The sequence below is a fragment of the Sporofaciens sp. St.21A7 genome (assembly GCF_059728535.1).
The window spans coordinates 4,055,951-4,068,802 of record NZ_BAAGFN010000001.1; the positions used below are offsets into that span (position 1 = coordinate 4,055,951).

Here is a 12,852-nt window from a genome sequence, read left to right on the forward strand (position 1 = left end):
CGTAGTACAATATTTCATTATTAATCCATTTATCGGGAGGTAACACTGCGTGGAAAAAGGTATCACGACTGGAACAGGAAATGCGGCCGAACCGGCGGCTTTCGACTTAAACCCTTTAACAGGGCTGCATTATATGCGAAGCTTTATGCATGCGGCGAGGATTTATCTGGAAAATGTCCAGCCAGGCGCGTATGCCATGGCGGCAATTGATATTGAGCATTTCAGGATGATCAATACATTTTGCGGCAGAGATAAGGGGGACGAGCTTCTTATCTTTATTTCAAATTGCCTGAAACGTTATACGAAACAATACGGCGGTGTCGCCGGACATTTTAACGGGGATGACTTCTGCATCATCATTCCGTTCCAATTGGAGCTGTTCCGCGCCATTTGGGATGAAATCGCTGTCAGCATGGGGCAGCTCAACGGAATCGCCCATTCCCTTCCCGCTATCGGCATTTATACATTGGACGACCTTACGCTCCCGCCGGAGGTCATGTACGACCGCGCCACCATGGCGCTTTCCTATGCACTGGGAAGCCATATGAACCGGATTCGTATCTATGACCCCGTCATGGAGAATTCTCTGGAGAAGGAATGGCAGGTACTCTCTGATGTAAAGGTTGCGCTTGAGAATGACGAATTTACATTCTACGCACAGCCACAGTATGATATCACCACCAGGAAGATTGTCGGTGCGGAGGCGCTGGTGCGCTGGATTCATTACGGTAAGCTTATATCCCCCGGGATATTCGTTCCCGTACTGGAAAAGAACCAGTCTATCACGGCGCTTGACCAGGCTGTCTGGACGAAAGTAGCTGCTTGGCTGCAAGGCTGGATCAACAAAGGCTACCGCCCGGTTCCCATTTCCATTAACATATCAAGGCTGGATATCCTGACCATTGACGTACCTGCATTTCTGATAGAACTGACCGATACATATCAAGTACCCAGAAAATATCTCAAGTGCGAGATTACGGAAAGCGCTTACGCAGAAGACGGGCAGCAAGTCAACGATACGGTAAAGCGGCTGCAAAAAGCCGGGTTCCAGGTCATGATGGACGATTTCGGAAGCGGCTATTCTTCTTTGAATACACTCAAAAGCATGGATGTAGACGTCTTGAAAATTGACATGTGTTTTCTGGAGATGGGCATAGAGGAGGAACGCCGGGGTCTTGGCATTCTTGAGTCAGTGGTGAACATGGCCCGCCTCCTTGGAATCCCCATTGTCCTGGAAGGCGTGGAGAACCAGCATCATGAGGAGCTGATGCGGAATATGGGCTGCCGTTATGCCCAAGGGTACTATTATTATAAACCTCTTCCCATCAACCAGTTTGAAAATCTTCTGGCTGACGAACGGAATCTGGACTTTAACGGCCTGTGTGTCAAGCAGGTGGAAGCCCTCCACACAAGAGAGTTCATTGACGGCAACCTGTTTACGGATACCATGGTCAATAATATTCTGGGGGCGGCGGCATTTTACGATGTATACGAGAACCAGATTGAGATTACCCGTGTCAACGAACAGTATTTCAGGCTTGTAGGCGTGGGAACCAACGATACAGAGAATTATGACAAGAAACTCTGGGATCATGTCCGGGATGATGACAGGCCGGTGCTGTTCTCCCTATTTGAACAGGCATATGACAAACGCCCTGGCTGCGCCGAAGGTTATATTCATTTTATCCGGATGGACGGCAAGGTGCTGTGGATTTTCATGAAGGTATTTTTCCTGCGGGAAAAGAACGGCCATAAGATGTTCTACTGTTCCCTCGTGGACGTTACCTCTTTCCGGGAAAGGGAACTGCAGAAAAAGCCATATAAACCGGAAATCATGGAATTTACAGAACAGGAACAAGACAAGCTGGAACACTATTACGGCAATATTCCATGCGGATACGGGCTTGCCAAGATAATTTTAGATCCTTCCGGAGCGCCGGTTGACTATGAGATTATCTATATTAACCATGAGATGGCGAAGACCTGCGGCGGAGATGTCAAATTACTGCGGCACTTGATTCTGAAAGCCTTCCGGGATGACCAGAAAGAGCTGTTTACCAAAGCCTACCAATCGGCGTTTCGGGGAGAAACTTTAACCCATTACGCATACAGCTCCATTTCCAGCCACTACCTCCAGCTCACGCTCTACCAGCATGAGTATGGGTATGTCGCCTGCCTGATGCGGGATGTTACCCATATGCAGATCCATGAGGGTGCGCTGAACAGCATGGTGCTTGCTTACCGTGAGGTTTATTTCCTTCATCTTCGGGATAACTACTGCCGGATGATTTATCCGGACGCTAATGGCCTGATGGAACGAGGGAATTATGAAGCAGTCGTGAACCGGCATTTCGGGACAGGCAAGATTTTAAAATATGATGAGAAAAATATCCGTAAATTCCTTTCTCTGGATAATCTGCGATCCATCCTTGCGGTGCAGGACTCCACGGAATACCGTTACCGAAGGAGCGCGAAGGACTCTGGCATTGCAGACGAATGGTGCCTCACCAGCGTCACCATCAGCGAGCGTGAAAAAGGGATTCCCAAGACTGCCGTAATTACAATCCGGAGTATTGATAACATTATCAAAGACGAGGAGGAGAAACGCCATCTGCGTATGGCCCAGTCCCTTGCCAATATGTCGGACGGCTTCTTTATCTACCGGGCTGTGGACGATGAACGGATTCTGTATGCAAATCCGGCGATTATGACCATATTTGGATGTAATACGATGGATGAATTCATGGAACTGGTTAACGGGTCGTTTAAGGGGTTGGTCCATCCCGAAGACCTTGACCGGGTAGAATGGGAAATCCGGAATCAGATTCAACATTCCAACGAAAACATGGATTATGTACAGTACCGGATTATCCGGAAAGACGGTGAGATTCGCTGGCTGGACGACTGCGGGCATCTTGAGAACTCCGAATGGGGGGAAGAACATAGGTTGTTCTATGTATTTGTCAAGGATATTACGGAGCAGATTACGGAGATCCAGAAAGAAAAACTGTTGAATTCCAATCAATTTTACCAAAAAAAAGTGGACTGCTGCACTTAACGCAGCAGTCCTTTTTTATGCGCATACCCGTGCGCCGCTTTTTATTTTAACTGCCCAAGGATAGAATTCCCAATCGTCCCCTCCGGCATAGCAAGCCCGAAGTTGTCTGCAATCGTCGCACCAACCACGGCAAATGTCTGCATGTCTTCTAATTTTCCAAATCCTTCCATAGACGGAGAATAAGCCAGGAACGGAACCCTCTCTCTCGTATGGTCTGTCCCCGTGTGGGTCGGGTCGTTTCCATGGTCAGCCGTAATCATCAATAAATCATCTTCTCCTAAAATTTCCAACAATTCCCCCAGTTTAACGTCAAAACGCTCCAATTCCTTTGCGTAACCTTCCACATCCCGCCGATGCCCCCATAGGGCGTCAAAATCAACAAGATTCACGTAACACAGCCCTTCAAACTCCCTCTTGGCAATCTCAATCGTCTGCTCCATTCCGTGGACGGAGCTTTTGGATTTGTTGGACTCCGTAAGCCCTTCCCCGTCGAAGATATCGAATATTTTTCCCACGGAAATGACGTCAAGCCCCGCATCCTCAAGCACGTTGAGCGCAGTCCTCCCGCAAGGCTTCAGCGCATAATCATGGCGGTTGCTGGTTCTCCTGAACTCGCCCCTTTTCTTCCCCACATACGGTCTTGCGATAACGCGCCCTACCTTCCATTCGTCCTTCATGGTAATCTCCCGGGCTATCTCACAGCAGCGGTATAGCTCCTCAAGCCCAAATGTCTCCTCATTTCCGCAGATCTGCAAGACTGAATCGGCAGATGTATACACGATCATATGCCCTGTGGCAATCTCTTCCTCCGCCAGCTCTTCCAGAATCTCCGTGCCGCTGGCGCTCTTATTGCCGATGATTACACGCCCCGTCCGTTCTGAAAGCTCATCAATCAGCTCTTTGGGAAAACCATTTTCCGTGAATGTCTGGAACGGCTCTGTGATATAGAGTCCCATCATCTCCCAGTGTCCGGTCATCGTGTCTTTTCCGGCGCTGGCTTCGCTAAGACAGGCAAAATATCCCATGGGACGTTCCACAGCCTCCACCTGTTTCAGCGGATGAAGGTTCGCCATTCCGAGTTTCTGCAGGTTCGGGATATGGAATTGCTCCATCCTCTGAGAAATATGCCCCAGGGTATCCGTCCCCGCATCCCCATAATCCGCCGCGTCCGGCAGCGCCCCCACGCCAAGGGAATCCACTACAATCGTAAATATCCGTTTGTATCGCTTCATTTTAACACCCCTCTCTTATCCTTTCGCATCAATGGCGGAAATACCGACTTTGCAATGGCTGTTTCTCCCGCATATCATGCCATATTCGTGACGATTTTCGTGACCAGTTCTTTGAAAGACTTTGCCACACGGTCTGCCGTTTCCTGCACTTCTTTGTGGTTCAGCTCCTGACGTGACAGTCCTGCCGCCAGATTGGTGATACAGGAAATCCCGCAGACCTCCAGTCCCATGTGGCGCGCCGCCATCGCCTCGCACGCCGTGCTCATGCCCACCGCATCTGCGCCCCAGCTCCTTGCAAGCCTGATTTCCGCAGGCGTCTCATAACTTGGACCGGTAAACTGGACATAGACGCCTTCTTTAAGATCTATCCCGCAATCTGCCGCGCACTCCCTGACCACGCCTTGAAGCCGGTTACTGTATACCTCGCTCATGTCCGGGAACCTGGTCCCTAACTCTTCGATGTTCGGCCCAATCAGAGGGCTTGGAACCCCGATAGTAATGTGATCTGTGATCATCATAAAATCCCCCGGCTTGAATGTCTCGTTGACACCGCCCGCCGCATTCGTCAGAAGGAGCTTCTTTGCCCCAAGCAATCCCATCAGGCGGGTGGGAAGCACAACGTCGGACATAGGATATCCTTCATAATAATGTACACGTCCCTGCATGATAACCACCGGCGTCTCTCCCACGTATCCGAACACGAACCGCCCTTTATGCCCCTTGACAGTCGAAACCGGAAAGCCGTCGATTTCTGCATATTCCATAGTATCTTCGACCTTGATTCCGTCTGCGTAATCTCCTAGTCCTGAGCCTAAGACCAAGGCAACCTCGGGTTTAAAATCAATCTTCTGTTTTACGCTGGATAGACATGTCATTAATTTTTGGTACATGATAAAACCTTCCTCTCTGCCCTTATATTTTACATTCATTATACCTAATTTATGTGTTATAAAAAATGACAATTGGCGTAAATTGATATATTTTGAAAATTTAGGAGATTTGGACAAATTTATCCATATGTTTTTAGATACATTTCACAAATACAGTATTGAATGCTACCCTCTCTTGAGCATCCGCGCCTTAAACGCCTTTATTTTTACAAGATACCCGCTGGTGTATATCACTCCCGTCAGCATCACGCCATAGGCAAACCCCAACGCACAGCTTGCAATATCCTCCTGAATTCCTTTGTTGTCGGCAACCCCCAAGTATTCCATAACAAGATATATGGTAAATGCAATGACTCCGCACACAGACAGAATGCACATTCGCCTTGTCACCTTCTGTTTCTCATGATTGCTGTAATCTGCTACCTTCAATATGGTATCTTCCATCTCTTTATTCATCTTCTCGCCCTTCCTTTCTCCATCTAAGATTTCTCTGATTTCCACCTCATAATAATCCGCAATCTGAATCAGGATATCCAGATCCGGCATATTAGCCCCTGTCTCCCATCTGGAAACCGTCCGCCCTGAAACACCAATTATTTCCGCGAACTGTTCCTGCGTGATTCCTTTCTCTTTCCGCAAGAGCTTTAGGAACTGTCCAATCTTTTTTAAGTCCATCCTGTTTCCTCCTTCCTGGTGTATATTCAGAATAATCCTTTCCGCGGAGAATGAACACGACACAAAGCGAGAAATGCCGCATTTTCTCTACTGGACATGGGATGTCTACTCTGATTTTGCCTGTTTCCATCATCCTGACATTAAATAAAGAATGTACACGAAGTTTCCTATATGACAAAAAGGGCATGGTTCTTCCCATGACCATGCCGCAAAATTTACGAATCATATTTCCAAACTGCCCCGCCTTCACATCTTTCCAGCGCAGGGCATTCTCCTTGTACATAAGAATATAACTCCGTCTCCGGTGTTCTGCCAATCACCTCGTTAAGCCGGGAAAGCATCTTCTCTTTGTCTCTGGGCAGTCTCCCCCGCACTCGGAACCTGATAAAATCATGAAATCCATCATACAAAATATCCGCGTCCAGTCTTTCGAGGAGGCAGCGCTCTTCTACAAGGTTCTCCCGTTCTGACGCCGGGATAAAACTGCCGTCCAGAATGTTCTGGTACAACGGAACCTCTTTATGCAGGAACATGGAAAAGTTTACCACATGAGCCGGTTCTGTCTGATTCAGGAACTCTGCCAATGCCTTTGCATTCTCGGCCCCTCTTCCTTTCCCTGCAACACCCGTCATGATATGGGCGTCGAATACCATGCCTGCATGTTTCAGACGCCGGATTGCCTCATATGCCTGTTCCTGATTGTGGTCTTTCTCCATAAATGCAAGTACGTCGTCAAGCCCGCTCTCAATGCCAAGATACAGATGCCGCACCCCCAGCCTCCCAAACTTACGAAGCTCCTCGTCCGAACGCTTGCGGATACTTGTCACGGTGGCGTCCATGTTGATTTCTTCACAATCCGGGAAATACTGCCGGATCATCTCAAGAATCTGAATCAGCCGGTCATTCTTCTGGGCAAATGCGTTCCCGTCTCCAAGAAAAATCCTCTTAGGGTTCCCGCCGACTCCTTTGACCCTTTTTAGCTCTTGCTCAATCTGTTCAAGGGGCAGCTCCCGGTAGCTCAAGTGCCGGAACAGGTTACAGAATTTGCAGCGGTTGTAGGAACAGCCTACCATGATTGGCAGCATGAATGAAGCGCGCTCCATGGGCGCACGGCAGATTTGTCCTTCGTATTCCATAAGCTCCAACCTCCTTGTTCTTCGCGCGTTTTATCTAAACGTATTCCTTGATCGCTTTTTCGACAGAAGCATTCAGCGTATCTCCATTCTTTATTGCAACAGCTGCCAATTTCTTATGCAACTGTATTTATAGTTGCATCATATGCTTTTTTTGAAGCCTTGTCAATGCTAAAAATAACTATAAAATTTACCCTTCAATAAATCGGATATCCATTTTGAGCAAAAATTCGCGAAAAAAACATTTCCTTTCAAAGAAGAAAAATGGCGTGTTCTTCAAAAATAAAATCTTTGACTGCACGTAACGTGCAGATATACGCTAGAAAGGGAAGGTGCGTATTGTATGACACTGCGGGAAATTTGTGAAACACTTGAGGTATCGAGAAGAGCTCTCCAAGGATACGAAAAAGCAGGATTAGTAGCTGCGACAGGGCGAAATAAGTATGGACATTTACTTTATGATGATACTGCCAGACAGAGAATTGCACAAATTAAGTTTTATCAGCGATTGGGATTTACAATCCGGGAAATCACAATCATCATTGATGGTCCCAATTTTTTGATAAAAGAAACTCTTGAACGACAAGTGGACAAGTTAAGAAAGGCTAAGGTGGAAATGGATGAGTTGATTGAGAAAGCAAATGAAATGATTGCAAATCTGGCAAACGATAATTTTTAGAATAAGTTAATTAACTGCCTTTTATAGGAGCGCAGAATAACGAGAGAAAGGAAAAGCTATGAAGGATGTATTAAAGGGAGTCACTATAAAAATAGTATCAATTATTGTAGTTATTATATTGGTAGGTGGAGGAAGCTATTTTGCATATAAACATTTTACAGGACAAGTAAAGAATAGCATGGAGCACGAAGTGGTAAATACCGTCGAAGTAATTAAAGAAAAATTGGAGTCGGCTGCCGAACTAAATACAGGAACGTATTTATGTACGGATGTTATAACAAGAACCGATTCAAGGGAATTTAAGGACTGGAAAATTCCTTTTACTGAAAAAAGTTTTATTGTGCAATATGATGGTATTGTGAAAGCTGGTATTAGAGATCTGAGTGAGGCACAGATAACGCAAGATAGGGAGACGATTATTATAAAGTTGCCTGCAGTAGAAATTACAGGAGTAGAGATTGATAATGAATCATTCGAGAAATTAGACGAATCTAATAGTATTTTTAATCCTATTTCTATAGAAGATTTAAATGATGCTCAAAACGATTTGAAAGGCAAAATGAAAGAGAGCGCTACGGAAAAAGGAATTTTAGACATTGCCAAAAGCAATGCCGAAACGGTACTTTTTGAAATGTTATCCAGTTTTAACGGTGAATATGAAGTGAAAATAGAGTGGTCGCAGGAGTGACAAATTTGGGAGTGGGAGTCTTAACCACTCCCCTCAAATCTTACTTTTATATCTTATCCACCCAAAAGCATACCGCCTGTTCCAGCAATTTGGCGCACCCCGCCATTTTGGCGTCATAATGCCCCGTAAACCGCTCGTCACAGACATACATACTGGCAACCCCCTGATGCATTTCCTTCGTATACTTTTTCCACGTCATGCAAAGCCATTCCTTATGAAGACCCGCAATCCGCTTTGCCTCCTCACTGTCCGGTTTCACTCCCGCGGCAACACCATCTTCCAGGAGGCTCTGAATCTCCTCCCCAAGGTTCTTGAACCTCTCATAATCAGCCTCGGACATATCAAGCATCTTCTTATTCGCTGCATCCACCTCGTCATTCCCATATTTCTCACGGATTTCACTGCCGTATTTTTCTTCATTTTCATGGACAATCCGCTCCTTAAATGCCCTAAACCTCTCCGCATTACTCATCTTACATTCTCCTTTCACCTGACGTATCGTCTGTTCCACTGTCCGAATCAGAGACTCCACATGTTCCCTCTGCCTAAGCAGCTCCGAAAGGTGTTCTTCAAGAGCATTCCTGATATCAAAATCTTCCCGATATAAAATCTGCCGAATCTGCTTCAAACCGAATCCTCTTTCACGGTAGAAAAGAATCTGCTGCAGCATGGCGACCTCTGTTTCCCCATAAAAACGATACCCGGCGTCACTTACATAGAGTGGTTTCAACAGCCCGATTTCATCGTAATAGCGAAGCGTACGCGCGCTCACCCCCGCCATCTCGGATAACTCTCTGATACCATATTCCATTAAGGCTCCCTCCCTTCGGTAATTCAAGGATAAGGCTTTACGTTACGTCAAAGTCAAGACATAATTACAGATTTATCAAATTACTTTGAAAATAATGCGGCTGCCAATTTTTCCATTTCCGCCTCTTCCAAGTAATATGTATTTAAATTATTTCTTGATACCGTCACTTTTACCGTGACTGCATTCCCGTAAGTATTCTGCTCAATACTTTTCTGGATGCTCTCTGCCAGAACCGCCGCTAATACTTCCGGTTCTGAACAATCCAGCCCTTGTTCAATCTAACAGTATACTTATCTTTTTTAACACTTTCATATATTCACCTCATACACTATCTAAAAATTCAATCTAATACTAAAAATTCTTCCAAACTAATCTCCCCATTTTCTTTTTTCACATCATATTTAAAAATAGTAGTCCCAGCCATCTCTAATTTATTCGTATCTTTTAACTTATTTTTCCACTCTATTTTATTTACCATAATATACTTTTCATTTTTTGACTTATATACCTGCACTCCCTCCTCCGACACTGTATATAATCTTTCTTGATCTATGGCCAGAACTTTTTCTTTGTTTGGAACAGAAAAAATATGCTCTATCTGTAACGTTTCAAGATTAACAAGATATAAATATTCGTTTTTCCCATCACTCGCTATGGTAATCAATCCTTCATCTTTTTTAATAGAATATTTAACTTCCTCCATATCAGAAATTTCTAAAACCTTGGAATATTCTGATGCATTCTGCTCAATCCATAACAATTTATTACCATTCGATATTACAAATTCATCCTTATATATTGTTTGGAGTACACTATCACAACCTCTTTCATTATAAAGCTCTTGATTTCTAAAAAATAATATCTGGTTTATTTTCATTTGATAAACTGACAGATTTTGTTCGCCCCAATCATACAAATATTCATTCTCTGAATTATTATGCAATCCTGTTTCTACCACAAACAAAATATCTTCATATCCAAATATATTCGTCCGGTTGTCATCTACATTATCTTGCTCATAATTTTTTAAATATTCTTTGTATTCTGATAAAGGAATCCACTTTTTTTCGGCATCTACAGTAAAAACCGTGAAATATAAATACATATAAGGAATATATGGCGAAACATTTACCACAACCATTGTATGATCATCATCCATAAAAAAATCCCACACATTTCTTTCTTTTTGAGTATTATCCATTAGATAGTTTTCAGCACTACTTCTATCCCAACGTTTCCGATATATCGTATAGCGATTTAATTCATCCCCTTGAATCGGTCCTGCAAAATAAATTCCATCTTCTAACACTTGAATTTTTCTTATATTTTGAACTTCAATCTCAATTCTTTTTTCTTTACCCCGGGCATCCATACTATAGATACCCGGAATACCTTCATTCTGAAAAAAGTAAATTCTTCCTTCATAAAACGCACACTCTTTTCCCCATCCAGAATATATCTCCTGCTTATAGTTCAAAAAATTATGATTAATATTCGCTTTTCGCATATTTTCTTTTCCCAATTCATTATCTATACATCCTGTTAATAGAAAAATGCACAAGAAAATGACACTTGACTTTACTTTTTTCACAATTCCTCTCCTATTACTTTCCAATCGCCTAAAATATACACAAGAGAGTATTCCATCTCTGACTGAAAACCAACAATGATTAAAACTACATCTGCTTTTTGCACTAAACCACAAATCAGCTTCTAGTGAATCGATAGAATCATACTTATTATCAACATTTTTAAGTAACTCTAAAATATTCTCTCCTTCCAATAATCCTAGATTTCTAGTATGCAGATAATCTTTCTATTAGATTTTTAGTTTATTGTTATTTCCGGTTCCCATTGTGTAATCACTTCAATAATATAGTTCATTGTTATTATCACATAGTGTTTTAATTCTAACAAATCGCATAATTCTCCTGCAATTTTCTTTGAAAATTCATAAAACTCACCATTTTTTATTTGGTAAATTATATTGGGAAATCCTGCAATTCTCAAGTCTCCGTTTTTCTCGCAATCAAATAAATTATTTAGTGCCATTCCTTCCTCTATTACCCTAAACATAGATATATTACCCAAAAAAATAGTTACTTGTTTAGAATCTGAAATATAGTTTGCTATTAGAGATTCTTATTTCCAAGGTTGAACCACCAGTCGCACTTCCAGCTCTTACAACATTTCTGCTGCTAATATTCCACTTTCTACCACTATTTCTGAAACACCAACAACTTGTATACCCTCTAAAACGGCAGCCCCAATCGCAGTTACCGTCTCGACTATTTTCTTAATCGATATTCCTTTTATTGGTATACCGCCATACCATAAGGAATTATAGAAGTTGCTTGTGACATTATATCTATTGGTATCTTTCCTGCCTCTCGTTTTTATGGATTTTTTTAACAATTTTATTTTTAAGAAAAAACACTGCAGGATATACTCCCACAGCGTTTTTTCTTAATCATTAGGGAAATAATGCGGCTGCCAATTTTTCCATTTCCGTATCTTCCAAGTAATATGTATTTGAATTATTTTTTGATACCGTCACTTCAACCGTGACTGCTTTCCCGTAAGTATTCTGCTCAATACTTTTCCGGATACTTTCTGCCAGAACCGCCGCAAATACTTCCGGTTCTGAAGAATCCAGCCCTTGTTCAATCTTTTCCGCACTTACTTCCATAGAACTCTGCTCCAACGTCTGGTAAATATCGGCTGGCTCAACCCGGACTTCTACAATATAGCTGCCATCATCGTCCTTTTTCGAGCCTGCTACCTCATATTTTGCCAACTCCTTCACTTTACGCATCATTTCTTGATATTGCTTGATACCGTCTTTCTTAATACCATCAAAGTTTTCAAATTCCAGCTGAATCTGTTCCTCAAAATCCTGTTCCAGATTAGATTTCGCTTCTTTCTCCGATATGTCCAAGAATTTTGCATATTCCTCATACTCATCGTGGTAAACTGCATCCAGTGTGCTTTTTACATAGGCTTCTGGAGCAAATTCATTTTTTGTACACCCCATTACTTCAAGACTTATAAAAACACTAATAATACTTAACTTTATCATATTCGTATTTTTCAAATTATCACCTTTTTAAATAACTTTTGCCTTCCTTAATTTATTCCATTCTTCTTTACTAATATTTACCATCACTATTCCAGCAAATTTCTTATTAGAGTCAAATAAAATATAATTGTTATTATCAATTTCATATCCCATAATAGTTTCACTCTCGCCTATACAGCAATCTATTATTCCAATACAATCATTCTCCATAAAAATATTAAAATTATTTTTGATAGTTGTTTCGTGATTTTTGTCATTCCAATCTAAATTCACTATTTCTATTCTTTTGTTAGAAAATTCAATTAAATTCAAAAAATGTTTATTAACTATCTTTTCATCTTGAACAAAATAGCTAAAATATTCTATAGTATTCTTTTCTGGATTTATTGCTATGTCTAATGGTGGTTTTCTATCGTTAGTAAAAAACAAATGATAGTTCATTCCTGCTCTTTTTAAAATATTTACAACTTCTAGTAAGACTAAATTTTCACCCATTGTTTCCACATTTCTAGTATATTTTTCTTTGTTTTCACTTTCATATATCATTTCATTATACTCCTTATACAATTGTATCCTCACTTGAGGGCACAATTAAAAGTCACATCAC

Annotated in this window: 12 protein-coding genes; 3 read left to right on the forward strand and 9 right to left on the reverse strand. The window is 42.3% G+C overall.

What is annotated here, in order from left to right:
• The first annotated feature begins 49 nt into the window (after positions 1-49).
• Entirely contained in the window at positions 50-3,058 is a 3,009-nt protein-coding gene (locus tag AC6I3O_RS20030; protein ID WP_497852386.1) for an EAL domain-containing protein, read from the forward strand.
• A gap of 41 nt (positions 3,059-3,099) precedes the next feature.
• On the opposite strand, the gene AC6I3O_RS20035 is transcribed toward AC6I3O_RS20030, so the two are convergent.
• The 4 genes from AC6I3O_RS20035 to AC6I3O_RS20050 all read right to left on the reverse strand — a co-directional run bounded on the left by AC6I3O_RS20035 (position 3,100) and on the right by AC6I3O_RS20050 (position 6,991).
• Positions 3,100-4,290, reverse strand: coding sequence for a phosphopentomutase (locus AC6I3O_RS20035; protein WP_497852387.1), 1,191 nt, complete (start codon positions 4,288-4,290; stop codon positions 3,100-3,102).
• A 74-nt stretch (positions 4,291-4,364) separates the two neighbouring features.
• A complete protein-coding gene (locus AC6I3O_RS20040) occupies positions 4,365-5,180 on the reverse strand; it encodes a purine-nucleoside phosphorylase (RefSeq protein WP_497852388.1) in 816 nt (271 codons plus the stop codon).
• Between the two features lie 165 nt (positions 5,181-5,345).
• Positions 5,346-5,855: a helix-turn-helix domain-containing protein gene (locus AC6I3O_RS20045; protein WP_497852389.1), complete on the reverse strand. Its 510-nt coding sequence runs from the start codon at positions 5,853-5,855 to the stop codon at positions 5,346-5,348.
• A 215-nt stretch (positions 5,856-6,070) separates the two neighbouring features.
• Complete coding sequence (locus AC6I3O_RS20050) at positions 6,071-6,991, reverse strand: radical SAM protein (RefSeq protein WP_497852390.1); 921 nt, start codon at positions 6,989-6,991, stop codon at positions 6,071-6,073.
• A gap of 340 nt (positions 6,992-7,331) precedes the next feature.
• On the opposite strand from AC6I3O_RS20050, the gene AC6I3O_RS20055 reads away from it, so the two are divergent.
• Both AC6I3O_RS20055 and AC6I3O_RS20060 read left to right on the forward strand, forming a co-directional pair.
• The gene (locus tag AC6I3O_RS20055) at positions 7,332-7,667 is read left to right on the forward strand and encodes a MerR family transcriptional regulator (RefSeq protein WP_497852391.1); all 336 of its coding nucleotides are present in this window, start codon (positions 7,332-7,334) and stop codon (positions 7,665-7,667) included.
• Positions 7,668-7,725: 58 nt separating this feature from the next.
• Positions 7,726-8,355, forward strand: a complete 630-nt coding sequence (locus AC6I3O_RS20060) for a DUF4230 domain-containing protein (protein WP_497852392.1) — start codon at positions 7,726-7,728, stop codon at positions 8,353-8,355.
• A gap of 46 nt (positions 8,356-8,401) precedes the next feature.
• Here the strand turns inward: AC6I3O_RS20060 and AC6I3O_RS20065 are convergent, their stop codons facing one another.
• The 5 genes from AC6I3O_RS20065 to AC6I3O_RS20085 all read right to left on the reverse strand — a co-directional run bounded on the left by AC6I3O_RS20065 (position 8,402) and on the right by AC6I3O_RS20085 (position 12,791).
• The gene (locus tag AC6I3O_RS20065) at positions 8,402-9,166 is read right to left on the reverse strand and encodes a MerR family transcriptional regulator (RefSeq protein ID WP_497852393.1); all 765 of its coding nucleotides are present in this window, start codon (positions 9,164-9,166) and stop codon (positions 8,402-8,404) included.
• 340 nt (positions 9,167-9,506) lie between these two features.
• Positions 9,507-10,757 (reverse strand): hypothetical protein, encoded by a 1,251-nt coding sequence (locus AC6I3O_RS20070; RefSeq protein ID WP_497852394.1) that lies wholly within the window; start codon positions 10,755-10,757, stop codon positions 9,507-9,509.
• Between the two features lie 236 nt (positions 10,758-10,993).
• Positions 10,994-11,242: a hypothetical protein gene (locus tag AC6I3O_RS20075; RefSeq protein ID WP_497852395.1), complete on the reverse strand. Its 249-nt coding sequence runs from the start codon at positions 11,240-11,242 to the stop codon at positions 10,994-10,996.
• A 397-nt stretch (positions 11,243-11,639) separates the two neighbouring features.
• Positions 11,640-12,245 carry a hypothetical protein gene (locus AC6I3O_RS20080; protein WP_497852396.1) on the reverse strand — a complete coding sequence of 202 codons (606 nt, stop codon included), beginning with the start codon at positions 12,243-12,245 and terminating at the stop codon, positions 11,640-11,642.
• A 27-nt stretch (positions 12,246-12,272) separates the two neighbouring features.
• Positions 12,273-12,791 carry a hypothetical protein gene (locus AC6I3O_RS20085; protein WP_497852397.1) on the reverse strand — a complete coding sequence of 173 codons (519 nt, stop codon included), beginning with the start codon at positions 12,789-12,791 and terminating at the stop codon, positions 12,273-12,275.
• Positions 12,792-12,852: the final 61 nt, after the last annotated feature.